This is a genomic window from Maritimibacter sp. UBA3975 (assembly GCF_002384975.1).
Classification (GTDB): domain Bacteria; phylum Pseudomonadota; class Alphaproteobacteria; order Rhodobacterales; family Rhodobacteraceae; genus Maritimibacter.
In genome coordinates this window covers 191,111-206,640 of record NZ_DGCP01000017.1, presented here as the reverse complement: position 1 = coordinate 206,640, position 15,530 = coordinate 191,111, and the positions used below count along the sequence as shown (strand labels likewise).

Genomic DNA, 15,530 nt, shown 5'->3' with positions numbered 1-15,530 from the left:
CTGAACGGCCACCATAAGGCCGTCGCGAGAGGCAGACAGTGGGCGATGCGAGCAGGCATTCCCCGATAGTCGCAGTTTTGAAAGGTGGTCCTTCCGCAGAGCGGGAGGTGTCGCTGAGTACAGGGCGTGAATGCGCTGCGGCATTGCGGGCAGAAGGCTATGAGGTGGTCGAGGTCGATGCCGGACCCGACCTCTGCGCGCGCCTGCAAGAGATTTCACCGGACATCGTGTTCAACGCGCTCCACGGTCGCTGGGGCGAGGATGGCTGTGTGCAGGGCATCCTTGAATGGATGAAGCTCCCCTATACCCATTCCGGCGTGCTGGCCTCGGCGCTCGCGATGGACAAGGAACGCTCGAAAGAGGTGTTCCGCGCGGCCGGACTGCCAGTCGCCGAGAGCCGCCTCGCCTGGAAGGCCGAGATCGAAGGGCACCATGTCATGGAACCGCCCTACGTCGTGAAGCCCTATAACGAGGGCTCGTCCGTAGGCGTCTACATCGTGGCCGAAGGCGCGAACACGCCGCCCCGTCTGGCCGAGGATCTGCCCGACACGCTGATGGTCGAGAAATACGTTCCGGGCCGCGAACTGACCGTCACCGTCATGGGCGACCGGGCGCTGGGCGTGACCGAGATCATCTCGGACGGCTGGTACGACTACCATGCCAAATATGCCGAGGGCGGTTCGCGCCACGAAGTGCCAGCGAACCTGCCCGACCAGATCACTGCGACCTGCCTCGACATCGCCCGCCGCGCCCATGATGCGCTCGGGTGCCGCGGCGTGTCGCGTTCGGATTTCCGCTGGGATGAAGACAAGGGGCTCGACGGGCTGATCCTGCTCGAACAGAACACGCAGCCCGGCATGACGCCCACCTCGCTCACGCCCGAACAGGCGGCGAAAGCGGGCATCGATTTTGGCCCGTTGTGCCGCTGGATGGTGGAGGATGCCTCGTGCAATCGGTAAGTGCGGAACGTCCCGGCGTCACGCCAAGGCCCGTGCGCCGCGATCCGGCACCGTCGCGCTGGGCCTACCGGGTCCACCGCATGTGGCTCACTCCTTTTTACCGCGCCATGTTGCGCATCGGCCTGCCGGTGTTTCTCGTGGTCGCTCTTGCGGGCTGGTACGTCTCCAACCCCACCAACCGCTTCGCCATCGCCGAAAAGGTGAGCGAGATCCGCCGCTCCGTCGAAACCCGGCCCGAGTTTACCGTAAAGCTCATGGCCGTCGAAGGCGCGTCGCCGGTGGTGGAAAAGGCGATCCGAGAAATCGTGGGAAGCGAATTTCCGATCTCCTCCTTCGACCTCGACCTCGACGGGCTGCAACGCACCATCGCCGCGTTCGACGTGATCGAGGACGTGGCGCTCCGGGTCCGCCCCGGCGGCGTGCTTGAGGTGGCCGTCGCCGAGCGTGAGCCGGTCATGCTGTGGCGCCATGCCAGCGGGATCGAACTGCTCGACGCCACCGGGCACCGCGTGGCCTCGCTCATGGACCGGGCCTCGCGCCCGGACCTGCCGCTGATCGTCGGGCAGGGCGCCCGCGACGCAGTGGCCGAGGCCGAGGCATTGTTCGACGCCGCCGGGCCCGTCGCGCACCGTTTGCGCGGGCTGGTCCGCGTCGGGTCGCGGCGCTGGGACATCGTGCTCGACCGCGACCAGCGTATTCTTCTTCCCGAAATCGCCCCGGTCGCGGCGCTTGAGCAGGTGCTCGCGCTCGATGAAGCGCAGGATCTCCTCGCCCGCGACCTCACCCATATCGATATGCGCAACCCCGCCCGCCCGACGCTTCGCATGACCGACCCCGCGGTCGACGAACTGCGCCGCATCCGGAGCCTCGACAACGGAGTACCAAGATGACCGAGCTCTACGAACAACAGCGTGCCATGCGCGCCATGCGAAAGGCCGCCATGCAGCGCGGCGTGATCGCGGTTCTGGACATCGGCACCTCCAAGATCGGTTGCCTCGTCCTGCGCTTCGACGGGCCCGAACGGACGGCGGCCAACGACGGGGTCGGCTCGCTCGCTGGTCAGTCGGGTTTCCGTGTCATCGGTGCGGCAACGACCCGCTCGCGCGGCGTGCGCTTCGGCGAGATCGACGCGATGCAGGAGACGGAACGCGCGATCCGCACCGCGATCCAAGCGGCCCAGAAGATGGCGAATATCCGCGTTGACCATGTCATCGCGACCTTCTCCGGTGCCAATCCCCGCAGCTACGGCGTCGCGGGCGACGTCGAGGTGGCCGGAACCTCCGTGATCGAGGATGACATCGCGCGCGTCATGGCCTCCTGCGACGTGCCGGACTTCGGTGAGGGGCGGGAGGTGCTGCACGCCCAGCCGGTCAACTTCGCGCTCGACCACCGCTCCGGTCTGTCCGACCCGCGCGGGCAGGTGGGCAAACGGCTTGCCGTGGACATGCATCTGCTCACGATCGACGCCGCGACGGTGCGCAACGTGGCGTATTGCATCAAGCGCTGCGACCTCGAGCTCGCGGGCCTCGCCTCCTCCAGCTATACGGCGGCCCTCGCGTCGCTCGTCGAGGACGAGCAGGAACTGGGTGCGGCCTGCATCGACATGGGGGGCGGCGCGACCGGCGTCTCGATCTTCATGAAGAAACACATGATCTACGGCGACTCCGTGCGCCTTGGCGGCGATCACGTCACATCGGACATCTCCAAGGGGCTCCAGATCCCCATGGCCACGGCCGAACGGATCAAGACCTTCTACGGCGGCGTCTTCGCCACCGGCATGGACGACCGCGAAATGATCGAGATCGGCGGCGACACCGGCGACTGGGAGCACGACCGGCGCACGGTCAGCCGGTCCGAGCTTATCGGCATCATGAAACCGCGTGTCGAAGAGATCCTCGAAGAGGTCCGCGCGCGCCTCGACGCCGCGGGATTCGACCATTTGCCGAGTCAGCAGATCGTTCTGACCGGCGGCGCAAGCCAGATTCCGGGTCTCGATACCCTCGCGCCCCGGATTCTCGGCCAACAAGTGCGCATCGGACGCCCCTTGCGCGTTCAGGGCTTGCCACAGGCCGCCACAGGTGCTGCATTCGCCTCGGCGGTGGGACTTTGCCTGTTCGCAGCATCGCCGCAGGACGAATGGTGGGATTTCGACATACCAGCCGAATCCTATCCATCGCGCAGCCTGCGGTGGGCCGTGAAATGGTTCAAGGATAACTGGTAGACACCAGATATCCACAATTCCGCAAAATCTCGCCGCTAAAGCCCGGTAATCCACCGGATTTAGGGGCTTTTTCGTGTTTTTTGCGTGACCTAGCGTCGCGTAGCGGTTAGGCTGATGGGAAATAGGCAGATAACCGGCAAAGATCGGGACAAGGCCAGCAAAAACTGGCACAACAAGGACAGGTCACTTACGGACACGTCAGAGACGACAAGTCGAAAAGGACAGGCGGAAAGATCATGACATTGAACCTCACCATGCCGGGTCAGGATGACCTCAAACCCCGCATCACCGTGTTTGGCGTCGGTGGCGCTGGCGGCAATGCGGTCAACAACATGATCGACAAGGCGCTCGAGGGCGTCGAGTTCGTGGTCGCGAATACCGATGCGCAGGCACTTGCGCAGTCGAAATCGCAGGCCCGCATCCAGATGGGCGTGAAGGTGACCGAGGGTCTGGGCGCAGGTGCGCGCGCGACCGTGGGGGCCGCCGCGGCTGAAGAGAGCATCGAACAGATCGTCGATCACCTGGCTGGCGCGCACATGTGCTTCATCACTGCCGGTATGGGCGGCGGCACCGGCACCGGCGCCGCGCCGATCATCGCGCAGGCCGCGCGGGAGCTCGGCGTTCTGACCGTCGGCGTCGTGACCAAACCCTTCCAGTTCGAAGGCGCCAAGCGGATGCGCCAGGCTGAGGAAGGCGTCGAATCGCTTCAGAAGATGGTCGATACGCTGATCATCATCCCGAACCAGAATCTCTTCCGCCTCGCGAACGAAAAAACGACCTTCACCGAAGCCTTCTCGATGGCCGACGACGTGCTCTATCAGGGCGTCAAGGGCATCTCGGACCTCATGGTCCAGCCGGGCCTCATCAACCTCGACTTCGCGGATGTCCGCTCGGTCATGGACGAGATGGGCAAGGCGATGATGGGCACGGGCGAGGCCGATGGCGAAGATCGCGCGATCCAGGCGGCCGAAAAGGCCATAGCGAACCCGCTTCTCGACGAGATCAGCCTCAAGGGTGCCCGTGGCGTTCTCATCAACATCACAGGCGGTTACGACCTCACGCTCTTCGAACTCGACGAGGCGGCCAACCGCATCCGCGAAGAAGTCGATCCGGACGCGAACATCATCGTCGGCTCCACGCTGGACACGAACATGGAGGGCGGGATGCGCGTCTCCGTGGTCGCAACCGGCATCGACGCCACCGAATCCCACCTCGACGTGCCGGTTCCGCGCCGCTCGCTGGCCGAGCCGCTCGCCAATCCGTCGGATGTCGAACATTCCTTCGGCCACGATGCGCCGACCTTCTCGAACACGCAGGCTGCGGAGGCCGAGGCCGAGGATTATTCCTCGCGCTACGCCGCGTCCGAACCGCAGCGGGCCGAGCCGCAGACCTCGTTCTTCGATGAGGAAATCGACCCGACCGCCGCTGCGGCCGAGGAGCAGGCCGAGAACATCTTCCCGGTCGAAGAGGCGGGCGACGACGTGCCGGCCCCGGTCTTTCAGGCCCAGCCGCGCTATGAGCCGGCGCAGCAACCCGCACCGCAGCCGGCCCCGCGCGCCGAGCAGGGCGTGGCCCAGTTCGTGGCGCCCAAGTCGCCGCAGCCCGGCCAGCCTTCGCCTGAAACGCTCGCCCGGCTCGAAGCCGCCGTCAGCCGCTCGCGCTCGGGCGAAGGCCAGCCGGCCGCCCAGCCGCGGGACGCGCAGGGTGGCGGGGCCGAACGTCCGCGCTTCGGCATCAACTCGCTCATCAACCGGATGACCGGGCAGGGCGCCGAGGCACAGGCCGAGCAGCGGCACGAGCCGCAGCCGCGCCCGGCTCAAGAGCCGACACAGGAGACCGACCCGGATCAGGAACGGGTTGAAATCCCCGCTTTCCTGCGCCGCCAGGCCAACTGACAACAGAGTTACCTCGCAAAAGGGCCGGCCTTCGGGTCGGTCTTTTTTGTTGTGATGTCCGGTGCTTGGGCGGGATAGTTAAGGTCTCGGGTATGCCGTTCCACAATATCTGGACGCCTTGTGGATAACTTTGACCACATCGGGTGTTTTTCGCCGCCAAACCATTTTGCCCGGAAAATTTATGTGCTAGGACAAGTGCCAACGCAGACTGGGCACAGGCAAGCCCGCTGAATCACTTGCGATGGGGTAGTCGGGGGATATGCACGCACATCGACAGGGCAAAACGGGGACCAGAGTCCTGAAGGGTGCTGCAACGCTGGCGCTCGTGGCCATGCTCGCCGGGTGTTCCGGCGGTGGTCTTGGCGGGTTCTTTGGCAACGTGTTCGGCGACGACCGGGAAACCAAGCCGATCGAGGAATACACGGCCGAGGAAATCTTTGCCCGCGCCGAGTACGACGCCGAGAACGGTGATTACGACGACGCAGCCAAGTGGTACGGCGAAGTCGAACGGGTCTATCCCTACACCCAGCTCGCCAAACGCGCGCTCATCATGCAGGCCTTTGCCCATCACAAGGATGGCGAATACGAACTGGCCCGCGCCGCCGCGCAGCGGTTCGTCGATTTCTACCCGGGGGACGAGGACGCGGGATACGCGACCTACCTCTTGGCGCTCAGCTACTACGACCAGATCGAGGATGTCGGTCGCGATCAGGGCCTGACCTTCCAAGCGCTTCAGGCCCTTCGTGACGTGATCGAGCTGTATCCCGATACCGAATACGCGCGCTCCGCGATCCTCAAATTCGACCTCGCCTACGACCACCTCGCGGCGAAGGAAATGGAGATCGGGCGCTACTACCTCAAGCGTAAGCATTATGCCGCCGCCACGAACCGCTTCCGCGTCGTGGTGGAGCAGTTCCAGACGACGACGCAGACGCCCGAGGCGCTGCACAGGCTTGTGGAGAGCTACCTGTCGCTGGGCCTCACGGAAGAGGCGCAGACCGCCGGCGCGATTCTGGGCCACAACTTCCAGTCGACCCAGTGGTATGAGGACAGCTACGCGCTCCTCGCGAGGAACGGGCTTCAGCCCAAGGCCAGCGGGAACAACTGGCTCGCCGCGATCTATCGTCAGATGATCAAGGGGGAGTGGCTCTAGACCACCGCCATGCTGGTCAGCCTCGACATCCGGGACATGCTTATCATCGACCGGCTGGAGCTTGGCTTCCGGCCCGGTCTGAACGTGCTCACCGGTGAGACCGGGGCGGGCAAATCCATCCTGCTCGATTCGCTCGGCTTCGTGCTGGGCTGGCGAGGACGCGCCGACCTCGTGCGTCAGGGCGCCGAGGAGGGCGAGGTGACGGCGGTATTCGCGCTTGCGGACGACCACCCGGCACAGCGCGTGCTTGAGCAGGCCGGGATTCCGGCGGGCGACGAGCTGATCCTCAGGCGGGTCAACCGGCGCGGCGGAACCAAGAGCGCCTGGATCAACGACCGGCGCGCCTCGGGTGACGTTTTGCGTGCGCTGTCGGATACGCTCGTGGAGCTCCACGGCCAGCAGGACGACCGGGGCCTTCTGAACCCGCGCTCCCACCGCGCGCTTCTCGACCAGTTCGCGGGGCTCGAGGGGCCGGTGGCACAGACCCGTGCGGCATGGCGCGGCTTGTCGCAGGCCGGCAAGGCGCTGGCCGAGGCCGAGGCCCGGCTGGCCGCCGCCCGCGAAGAAGAGGATTTCCTGCGCCACGCGGCCGGCGAACTCGAAGCGCTGGACCCGCAACCCGGCGAGGATGCCGAGCTGGACACCCGACGCCGCCAGATGCAGGCCGGTCAGCGAATCGGCGAGGACGTCGACCGCGCCGCTCAGGCCCTTGGGCCCGGCGAAGGGGCCGAGGGACGCATGGGTGACGCGCTGCGCTGGCTCGAAGGGGTGGCCGACAAGGCAGGCGATGCGCTCGACCCGGCGATCGAGGCGCTGAACCGCGCACTCGTGGAACTGGGCGAGGCCACGCAGGGTGTCGAGGTCGCGATGGAGGCGCTCGCCTTCGACCCCGCCGAACTGGACCGCGTGGAGGAGCGCCTCTTTGCCATCCGTGCGCTCGCCCGCAAGCACGGTGTCGCCCCCGACGACCTCGGGAGCTTCGCGGCGGATCTGCGCGACAAGCTTGCCGCGCTCGACAAGGGCGAGGGGGACATCGCCGATCTGCGCAAGGCCGAGCAGGCGGCGCGTGAGGCCTACGAGGCCGAAGCGCGCACCCTCAGCGCCGCGCGGGCCGAGGCTGCCGGGCGGCTCGACACGGCCATGGCTGACGAACTCGCGCCGCTCAAGATGGAACGCGCGATCTTCACGACCGAGATTGCTTCTGCCGACCCCGGCCCCGAAGGGCAGGACGCCGTCACGTTCACGGTCGCGACAAACCCCGGCGCGCCTTCCGGTCCGCTCAACAAGATCGCGTCGGGAGGCGAGCTCAGCCGGTTCCTGCTGGCCCTCAAGGTTTGCCTGACCCGCGAAGCCGAAGGGCTGACGATGATCTTCGACGAGATCGACAGGGGCGTGGGCGGAGCCACGGCGGACGCGGTGGGCAAGCGGTTGCAACGGCTTGCGGACGAAGGCGGTCAGGTGCTCGTCGTCACCCACTCGCCGCAGGTGGCCGCACGCGGGGCACACCACTGGCGGGTGTCCAAGGCGGTGGAGAACGACATTACTCTGTCCCGTGTCACGCCGTTGGAACCGGGTGACCGGGTGGACGAGATTGCGCGCATGATTTCAGGCGACGTCATCACGGATGAAGCGCGCGCAGCGGCACGAGCGCTCCTGCCCTGAGGGGTCGTTAGGTTCGAAAAGTGCAACTCAATGGCGGTCCTTGCGCCGTTTGGCACCAAAAACATCGCGAAACTGAAAGCGCTCCAGCCTTCCAGCGATCCCGCGCCATACCGGAACGACGTCCAGCGCCGCGACTGCCACGCCCAGCGGGATCATCCAGAAGCCCAGAACCGGCAGGAACCCGAAGACGCCCATGACCATCAGCAAGAGCCCCGCGACCAGCCGGGCCCCCGGCGGCAACTTGATGCGCGCCCAATGAAGTGTGCCGTCCCAGAGCCTGCGGATACGCCCCGTCAGGGCCGGATCAGCTTGCCGGGGTTCAGGATCCCGTTCGGGTCCAGTGTCCTCTTGATGTCGGTCATCACGTCCCATGCGTCGCCGTGCTGCGCCTCCATGTATGCGCGTTTGCCGATCCCGATGCCGTGTTCCCCGGTCACCGTCCCGCCCAGAGCGAGCGCGCGCTCGTTCATCCGGGCGGCCAGCGCCTTAGCCGCGTCGAGCTCAGCGGGCTGGCTCGGGTCAACGAGGAGGATCGCGTGGAAGTTCCCGTCGCCCACATGGCCCAGTATCGGCCCGTCGATGATCGAGGCGGCAATGTCGGCCTGCGTTTCCTCGACCGCCTGCGCGAGGTTCGAGATAGGAACGCACACATCCGTGACCACCGCCGTCGCGCCGGGTTTCAGGCCGAGACAGGCCCAGTAGACGTGGTGGCGCATGGTCCAGAGCGCCGTGCGGTCCTCGGGCTTCGTAGCCACCTCGACCCCCGAGGCACCGAAATCCGCCACGATCTCGCCGAACCGTGCGGCGTCCTCGGCCACACCCGCCTCGGAGCCGTGAAACTCCACGAACAGGTGGGGCGTCTCGGGCACGTTGGTGCCGGAATGGGCGTTCACCGCGCGCACGGCCTCGGCGTCAAGGAATTCGATCCGCGCCATCGGCAGGCCCATCTGGATCACGGCGACCACAGCCTCGACGGCCTCGGACATGGACTGAAACGCGCATATCCCGGATGACACCGCCTCGGGCTGGCCGTGGAGCCTCAGCGTCGCCTCCGTGATGACGCCCAGCGTGCCCTCGGACCCGATGAACAGACCGGTGAGATCATAGCCTGACGACGATTTGCGTGCCCGCGTGCCGGTCCGGATCACCCGGCCATCGGCCAGCACGACCTCCAGCCCAAGCACGTTGTCGCGCATCGTGCCATAGCGCACGGTCGTCGTGCCCGAGGCCCGTGTGGCCGCCATGCCACCCACGCTGGCATTCGCGCCCGGATCGACCGAAAAGAACAGACCCGTCGCCCGCAATTCCCGGTTCAGCGCCTCACGGGTGATGCCGGGCTGCACCACTGCGTCCATATCGCCCTGATGCACGGTCATCAGACGATCCATGCGCGAGAAGTCCAGCGTGACCCCCCCGCGGACCGCGCTCGTATGCCCCTCGAGCGATGTCCCGGCACCGTAGGCGATGACCGGCACGCCGTGCGCGTTGCAGACCGACAGGATGCGCGACACCTCGGCCGTGCTTTCCGGATAGGCGACGGCATCGGGCGGGGCGGATGGAAAATAGGTCTCGGAGGCGCCATGCGCGTCCAGATCGGACTTGGAGCGGCTCAACCGATCCCCTAGAACGGTCGAAAGCTCGGACAATGCGGCGTCAAGGGCCATTCTGGTTTTTCCCCCCGTGTGATCCGCGCCAATCTACAGAAGCGATTTGGTGAAAAAAAGGCCGGGAGCATCGCGAACATGGCGAGAGGGCTGAAACGGGCGATCCAGCGGCAATTGTCCGCCGCCAATGCCTATCGTCAGCAGTCTCTCGACCTGATCCGCGAGAAAGGGCCGGGTCAGGTCCAGTTCTGGGTCATCGCGCTCCTCATCGGGATCGCCGCCGGTTTCGCGGCGCTGTTCTTTCGCAAGGGGATCGAAGCGTTACAGGCGTTGCTCTACGGCACCGACGATGTGGCGCATCTGCACAGCTTCGCCGAAACCCTGCCGTGGTTCTTGATCCTGATGCTGCCCGTGGGCGGCGGGCTGGTAGTCGGCATCATCCTGAACTGGACGACGAACGACGGCCGTGTGCGCTCAGTCGCCGACGTGATCGAGGGCGCGGCCATGTGGGAGGGGCGGGTCGAGAAACGGGCCGGCCTCGGCTCGGCCCTCGCCTCCTTCATCACACTGTCCGTCGGCGGGTCTTCGGGGCGGGAGGGGCCGGTCGTCCATCTCGCCGCCGTCATGGCAACCTGGGTGTCCAACCGGATCGAGGCCTCGGGCGTCGACGCGCGCGACCTGTTGGGCTGCGCGGTGGCCGCTGCGGTATCGGCCAGTTTCAACGCGCCGATTGCCGGGGCGCTTTTCGCGCTCGAAGTCGTGCTGCGCCATTTCGCCGTCCACGCCTTCGCCCCCATCGCCATTGCCTCCGTCGCGGGGACGGTCATCAACCGGCTTGAATTCGGCGGGGTGACGGAGTTCGTCCTGCCACAGAAAGGCGGCCTCGCCTTCAACGTCGAGCTTCCGGCCTTCCTCCTTCTCGGGCTTATCGCAGGCGTCGTGGCGGTCGCGCTCATGCGTGCGATCTTCCTCGCCGACGATTTCGGCAACTGGCTCCAGTCGAAGCTTACCGTGCCACGCGTGCTGCGCCCGGCTTTCGCGGGGCTGATCCTCGGCACGCTCGCCATCGGCTTTCCGCACATCATCGGTGTCGGCTACGAGACGACCTCGCGCGCGCTCACCGGTGAGCTGATCCTGCACGAGGCCATCGTTTTCGCGATCCTCAAGGTCATCGCGGTGGCCGTCACGATGGGGGGCCGAATGGGCGGCGGCGTGTTCTCGCCCGCGCTCATGGTCGGCGCCCTCACGGGGCTGGCCTTCGGCCTCATCGCCACCGCCGTGTTTCCCGACGTCTCGGGCAGCGAGACGCTCTATGCACTCGCGGGCATGGGCGCGGTGGCGGCTGCGGTGCTGGGCGCGCCGGTCTCCACCACGATGATCGTGTTCGAACTGACCGGCGACTGGCAGACGGGGCTGGCCGTGATGGTCAGCGTCTCGATCTCGACCGCCGTGTCGTCGCGGCTGGTGAACCTGTCCTTCTTCCTCACCCAACTCTCCCGGCGCGGCATCAAGCTCGCCGCCGGGCCGCAGGCCTGGGTTCTGGCCACGCTGCGCGTCGCCTCGGTGATGCGCAAGAAGGAGGACCCGCGCGCGGCCTCGGAGGAGGCGTGTTGGGACCTCATCGAGGAAGGCGTCTATATCGACGCGAACGCGACGCTCGAGGCCGCCATGCCGATCTTCGACCAGAACGCCACGCCCTTCATCCCCGTGGTGACAATCGCGGGCGAGGGGGAGGGGCCGGAGCTGTGGGGCGCGCTGCACCATGTCGATGCGCTCAAGGCGTTCAACCGCAAGCTCGCCGACACCGCCCGCGAGGAACATTCCTGACCGCCGGGCGGGCTCGCCCAGAGAAGGTCAGAGTTCCTCGACCGTGACGCGGTCCGGGTAGAAGGCGATGTGGTCCTTGATCGCCGAGACCTCGTCGATCGGGTTTTCATAGGACCACGCGGCGTCCTTGATCACCGTGGATTTTGTCGGGATCGAGAAATAAGTGGCATCGCCCTTCCACGGGCAGTGGCTCGTCGTCTCGGTCGCCTCGAGGAACGACATGGCGAGGTCCGCGCGCGGGAAGTAGATCACCGGCGGGTAATCGCCTTCGCTGAGTTCGAGCGCGTTGCTGGTTTCGCCCAGAACAGCGCCGCCGGCACGCACAACCCATTTGCCCCGGGCTTTTCGTATCTTGATATGGTCGGCCATGCCGGTCTCCTCTGTCCCTGCGGAACGGATGCTAGCAGGTTTTTCGTGACTGTTCTGTGTCAAAGTGGCGCACAGGCGCGCGTCAGCCACAGATGGGCGGGGGCCGAGACGCGGCCCGAGAGCTTTTCAAGGCAACTGCGGTGATAGGAATTGAGCCAGTCGCGCTCGCCCGGGTCCAGCATGTCGGTCAGGATCAGGCGTCGGTCGATCGGCACGAAGGTCAGCGTTTCGAAGGCAAGGAAGGCGCGGTCGTCGCCGGTGGCCGGTCGCACGGCTTCGGTCACGACGATCAGGTTCTCGATCCGGATACCGAACGCGCCGTCGCGGTAATAGCCCGGCTCGTTCGACAGGATCATCCCCGGCTCCAGCGGCACGTCCGACAGGCGCGACAGGCGTTGAGGGCCCTCGTGGACGGACAGGTAGGAACCGACCCCATGACCGGTGCCGTGGTTGAAATCCTGATGCGCAAGCCAGAGCGGATAGCGCGCGAGCGCGTCGAGATGCGCGCCGGCCACGCCGGTCGGGAAACGCGCCCGGGAAATGGCGATCATGCCCTTGAGCACGCGGGTAAAGGCCGCACGCTCCTCATCCCCCGCGTCGCCCACGGGCAGGGTGCGGGTGATATCGGTGGTGCCGTCGGCATACTGCCCGCCGCTGTCCAGCACCACGAGGTCGCCGTCGACGAGCGTCCGGTTCGTCTCGCGGGTTACACGATAGTGCATGATTGCGCCGTTCGGGCCGGAGCCGGCGATGGTCTCGAACGAGATGTCGCGCAGCGCATTCGTCGCCCGGCGCTGGCTCTCAAGTTCGGTCACGAGGTCGATTTCGGTGATTCCGCCCTGCGTCACCGTCGCGTCATACCACGTCAGAAACTCGACAAGGGCCGCCGCATCGCGCAGGTGGGCCGCGCGCGACCCTGCCACTTCGGCCTCGTTCTTGCGCGCCTTGGGCAGGGCGCAGGGGTCTTGGCCCCACTCTACCTCGATGCCTTCGTCTTCGAGAATACGCGAAACGGCAATGGGCGCGGTCGCCTTGTCCACTCGGACCGGGCCGGTGAGTTCGCTCAACGCCTCGGCAAAGTCGGCGACATCCGCGAAGGCGATGGTGTCGCCACCCGGCGCGACGGCGGAAAAGTCGCGCGGTGTCGCAAAGACAAGGCATTTGCCCGCATCGGTAACGATGGCGACGCCCTGCATCACCGGCACGCGGGGGATGTCGTTCCCGCGAATGTTGAGAAGCCAGCAGATCGAATCCGGTGCCGTAAGGATCGCCGCGCTCTGGCCTGCGTCACGCAGGCGTTCGACCAGCGCGTCCAGCTTGGCCGCTGTCGTCTGCCCGGCGAGATCGACGGGATGATCCACCACGGGTTCGGCGGGCGGGGCGGGGCGGTCGGACCAGATCCGGTCCACGAGGTTGTCGCAGGCAACCATCTCGATCCCGCTGCGTTTGAGCGCCGTCTCGATCGTCGCGATTTCCCCGGCGGTGTGCAGCCACGGATCGAACCCCACCTTGGCCCCGGACGAAAGCCGCTCCGCCAGCCACGGCCCCGGCTTGATCTCGGGCCAGTCGACGGGCGTATAGGCGTCCAGATCGACCTGACCGCGCACCTGCGCCCGGTAGCGGCCATCGACGAACACGCCCGCCTCATCTGCGAGCGCGATGCAGAACCCGGCCGAGCCGGTGAAGCCGGTGAGCCAGGCAAGCCGCGCATCGCACTCGGCGACATACTCGCCCTGATAGGCGTCGGCGCGCGGCACGAAGAACCCGTCGAGCCCTTCCGCGCGCATTTCGCCCCGCAGGCGGGTCAGCCGCTCTGCGCCCTGTGTCGGGTCCGCCGTGGTCTCGAACGTCTGAAACATTACGAAGCTTTCCGCATCCCCATGATCCGCGCCCGCGCCCTTGGGTCACTGTCGAACAGGGCCGCAAGTTGCTCGGTCATCGCGCCCGCGAGCTGTTCGACATCTGTGATCGTCACCGCCCGGTCGTAATAGCGGGTCACGTCATGCCCGATCCCGATGGCCAGAAGTTCCACGATCTTCTTGCGCTCCACCATCGCGATCACGTCGCGCAGGTGTTTCTCGAGGTAGTTCGCCGGGTTCACCGAAAGCGTGGAATCGTCGACCGGCGCCCCGTCCGAGATCACCATGAGGATCTTGCGCGCTTCATGCCGCCCCATCAGCCGTCGATGCGCCCATTCAAGCGCCTCGCCGTCGATGTTTTCCTTAAGCAGCCCCTCTTTCATCATCAGGCCAAGGTTCGCACGCGTGCGCCGCATCGGCGCGTCGGCGGACTTGTAGATGATGTGGCGCAGATCGTTGAGCCGCCCGGGCGCTTGCGGGCGTCCGTCGGCCAGCCATTGTTCGCGGGCCTGACCGCCCTTCCACGCGCGAGTGGTGAAGCCGAGGATCTCGACCTTCACATCGCAGCGCTCCAGCGTCCGGGCAAGCACGTCGGCACAAATCGCGGCGATGGAGATCGGGCGGCCGCGCATGGAGCCTGAATTGTCGAGGAGGAGCGTCACGACCGTGTCGCGGAACTCCATGTCTTTCTCGACCTTGAACGACAGGGGTGTCGTCGGGTTCGCAACCACGCGTGCAAGCCGGCCTGCGTCGAGCACGCCCTCTTCCTTGTCGAACTCCCACGACCGGTTCTGCTGCGCCTGCAACCGCCGTTGCAGCTTGTTCGCAAGCCGCCCGACCGCGCCCTTGAGCGGTTCGAGCTGTTGGTCGAGGTAGGCGCGCAGGCGTTCCAGCTCGGCGGTTTCGGCGAGGTCTTCGGCCCGGATTTCCTCGTCATGGTCGCCTTTATAGACCTTGTAGTTCGGGTCAGCCTCCGAGGCCGGGGGCGGGGGCGGCGGCTCCATCGGCGCGTCGGCCTCGGGCATCTCGGCCTCATCGCCCATCTCCTCGTCGGCAAGCTCGTCCATCGAGACCTGCGCCTCGGTATCGTCCTGCTGCTGATCCTGCTCCTGCTCGGGCGTGGCGCCGCTGTCGTCCTCCGACTCGTCGGCGTTCTCCTCGCCCTCCTGGTCCTGCTGGTCCTCGTCGTCCTCCTCGGCCTCGTCCTGCTGGTCGTCGTCCATGTTGTCGTCGGGATCGTCGCCCAGCTGGTCGCCGTAGCCCAGATCGTCGATCACCTGTCGCGCGAACTTGGCGAAGCTCGACTGGTCCGACAGCTTGTCCTGAAGGCTTTCGAACGTGTCGCCGGCCTGTCCCTCGATGAAGTCGCGCCAGAGGTTCATCACCTCGTTCGCGCCGAGGGGGAGGTCGCGGCCCGTCGCCATTTGCCGCACGAAATACCCGGCGGCGTCCGGCAGAGGCGCATCGGTCTGCTGCGTGATGCCGGGGAAGCCGCGCTTGACCGCGTCCTCGGCGATCTTGTGGTCGATGTTGGAGGCCGTGCCGGGCATGACCCGTGCCCCCATCGCCTCGCACCGCGCCGTCTCCATCGCTTCATAGATCGCGCGGGCCATGTCGCCGGTCGGCGCGTATCGGGAATGGGTGCCGGTATCATGGAACTTGTGCCGCATGGCGAGCGCATCGGCGGTGCCGCGTGCCAGCAGAACCTCCTCGCGGCTCATGCGCCGCGTCACCTGCGGCAGGCGCATCGTATCGCCCGAAGTGCCGGAGGGGTCCACGGAATAGCTCACCTGAAGGTCGCGGTCGTCCGCCATGACCTTCGTCGCTTCTGCCAACGCCTTCTTGAACGGGTCGGCCGGATTGTCGGGGCTCTTTGCCATGGGGGAGTTAAATCATCGGGCCGGGGCGGGGGCAAGCGCAGACGCGGCGGCATCGGCACCATGCCGCGACTGCACAGACTCTGCGCAATTTCGCACCGAAG

General features: G+C 66.3%; 12 protein-coding genes. 7 read left to right on the top strand and 5 right to left on the bottom strand.

Going from position 1 to position 15,530, the window contains the following annotated elements:
- Nucleotides 1-38: 38 nt before the first annotated feature.
- The 6 genes from B2585_RS17690 (at nucleotide 39) to recN (ending at nucleotide 7,890) form a co-directional block, all read left to right on the top strand.
- Entirely contained in the window at nucleotides 39-959 is a 921-nt protein-coding gene (locus B2585_RS17690) for a D-alanine--D-alanine ligase (protein WP_292025260.1), read from the top strand.
- Nucleotides 947-1,849 carry a cell division protein FtsQ/DivIB gene (locus B2585_RS17685; protein ID WP_292025259.1) on the top strand — a complete coding sequence of 301 codons (903 nt, stop codon included), beginning with the start codon at nucleotides 947-949 and terminating at the stop codon, nucleotides 1,847-1,849. The genes B2585_RS17690 and B2585_RS17685 overlap by 13 nt, the downstream gene beginning before the upstream one ends.
- Nucleotides 1,846-3,180 carry a cell division protein FtsA gene (gene ftsA, locus B2585_RS17680; RefSeq protein WP_292025258.1) on the top strand — a complete coding sequence of 445 codons (1,335 nt, stop codon included), beginning with the start codon at nucleotides 1,846-1,848 and terminating at the stop codon, nucleotides 3,178-3,180. Before B2585_RS17685 ends, ftsA begins: the two co-directional genes overlap by 4 nt.
- Nucleotides 3,181-3,416: 236 nt before the next feature.
- On the top strand, nucleotides 3,417-5,075 hold the full coding sequence (gene ftsZ / locus B2585_RS17675) for a cell division protein FtsZ (RefSeq protein WP_292025257.1): 1,659 nt from the start codon (nucleotides 3,417-3,419) through the stop codon (nucleotides 5,073-5,075).
- Between the two features lie 259 nt (nucleotides 5,076-5,334).
- A complete protein-coding gene (locus B2585_RS17670; RefSeq protein WP_292025256.1) occupies nucleotides 5,335-6,228 on the top strand; it encodes an outer membrane protein assembly factor BamD in 894 nt (297 codons plus the stop codon).
- 9 nt (nucleotides 6,229-6,237) lie between these two features.
- Entirely contained in the window at nucleotides 6,238-7,890 is a 1,653-nt protein-coding gene (gene recN / locus B2585_RS17665; protein ID WP_292025255.1) for a DNA repair protein RecN, read from the top strand.
- Between the two features lie 27 nt (nucleotides 7,891-7,917).
- Here the strand turns inward: recN and B2585_RS17660 are convergent, their stop codons facing one another.
- Entirely contained in the window at nucleotides 7,918-8,130 is a 213-nt protein-coding gene (locus B2585_RS17660) for a hypothetical protein (protein ID WP_292025254.1), read from the bottom strand.
- 53 nt (nucleotides 8,131-8,183) lie between these two features.
- Nucleotides 8,184-9,554: an FAD-binding oxidoreductase gene (locus B2585_RS17655; protein WP_292025253.1), complete on the bottom strand. Its 1,371-nt coding sequence runs from the start codon at nucleotides 9,552-9,554 to the stop codon at nucleotides 8,184-8,186.
- A gap of 78 nt (nucleotides 9,555-9,632) precedes the next feature.
- On the opposite strand from B2585_RS17655, the gene B2585_RS17650 reads away from it, so the two are divergent.
- On the top strand, nucleotides 9,633-11,321 hold the full coding sequence (locus B2585_RS17650; protein WP_292025252.1) for a chloride channel protein: 1,689 nt from the start codon (nucleotides 9,633-9,635) through the stop codon (nucleotides 11,319-11,321).
- Nucleotides 11,322-11,348: 27 nt separating this feature from the next.
- Here B2585_RS17650 and B2585_RS17645 read toward each other — a convergent pair whose 3' ends face one another.
- The 3 genes from B2585_RS17645 to cobT are packed head-to-tail and all read right to left on the bottom strand — an operon-like array spanning nucleotide 11,349 to nucleotide 15,429.
- Nucleotides 11,349-11,690, bottom strand: coding sequence for a DUF427 domain-containing protein (locus tag B2585_RS17645; protein WP_292025251.1), 342 nt, complete (start codon nucleotides 11,688-11,690; stop codon nucleotides 11,349-11,351).
- 59 nt (nucleotides 11,691-11,749) lie between these two features.
- The gene (locus B2585_RS17640) at nucleotides 11,750-13,549 is read right to left on the bottom strand and encodes an aminopeptidase P family protein (protein WP_292025250.1); all 1,800 of its coding nucleotides are present in this window, start codon (nucleotides 13,547-13,549) and stop codon (nucleotides 11,750-11,752) included.
- Nucleotides 13,549-15,429, bottom strand: coding sequence for a cobaltochelatase subunit CobT (cobT, locus tag B2585_RS17635; RefSeq protein WP_292025249.1), 1,881 nt, complete (start codon nucleotides 15,427-15,429; stop codon nucleotides 13,549-13,551). Before cobT ends, B2585_RS17640 begins: the two co-directional genes overlap by 1 nt.
- Nucleotides 15,430-15,530 lie beyond the last annotated feature (101 nt).

What these genes read in the sequence shown, in the direction of transcription:
- ftsA (WP_292025258.1), top strand. Translation starts at nt 1,846, where the DNA reads ATGACCGAGCTCTACGAACAACAGCGTGCCATGCGCGCCATGCGAAAG.
- ftsZ (WP_292025257.1), top strand. Translation starts at nt 3,417, where the DNA reads ATGACATTGAACCTCACCATGCCGGGTCAGGATGACCTCAAACCCCGC.
- B2585_RS17670 (WP_292025256.1), top strand. Translation starts at nt 5,335, where the DNA reads ATGCACGCACATCGACAGGGCAAAACGGGGACCAGAGTCCTGAAGGGT.
- recN (WP_292025255.1), top strand. Translation starts at nt 6,238, where the DNA reads ATGCTGGTCAGCCTCGACATCCGGGACATGCTTATCATCGACCGGCTG.
- B2585_RS17655 (WP_292025253.1), bottom strand. Translation starts at nt 9,554, where the DNA reads ATGGCCCTTGACGCCGCATTGTCCGAGCTTTCGACCGTTCTAGGGGAT.
- B2585_RS17650 (WP_292025252.1), top strand. Translation starts at nt 9,633, where the DNA reads ATGGCGAGAGGGCTGAAACGGGCGATCCAGCGGCAATTGTCCGCCGCC.
- B2585_RS17645 (WP_292025251.1), bottom strand. Translation starts at nt 11,690, where the DNA reads ATGGCCGACCATATCAAGATACGAAAAGCCCGGGGCAAATGGGTTGTG.
- B2585_RS17640 (WP_292025250.1), bottom strand. Translation starts at nt 13,549, where the DNA reads ATGTTTCAGACGTTCGAGACCACGGCGGACCCGACACAGGGCGCAGAG.
- cobT (WP_292025249.1), bottom strand. Translation starts at nt 15,429, where the DNA reads ATGGCAAAGAGCCCCGACAATCCGGCCGACCCGTTCAAGAAGGCGTTG.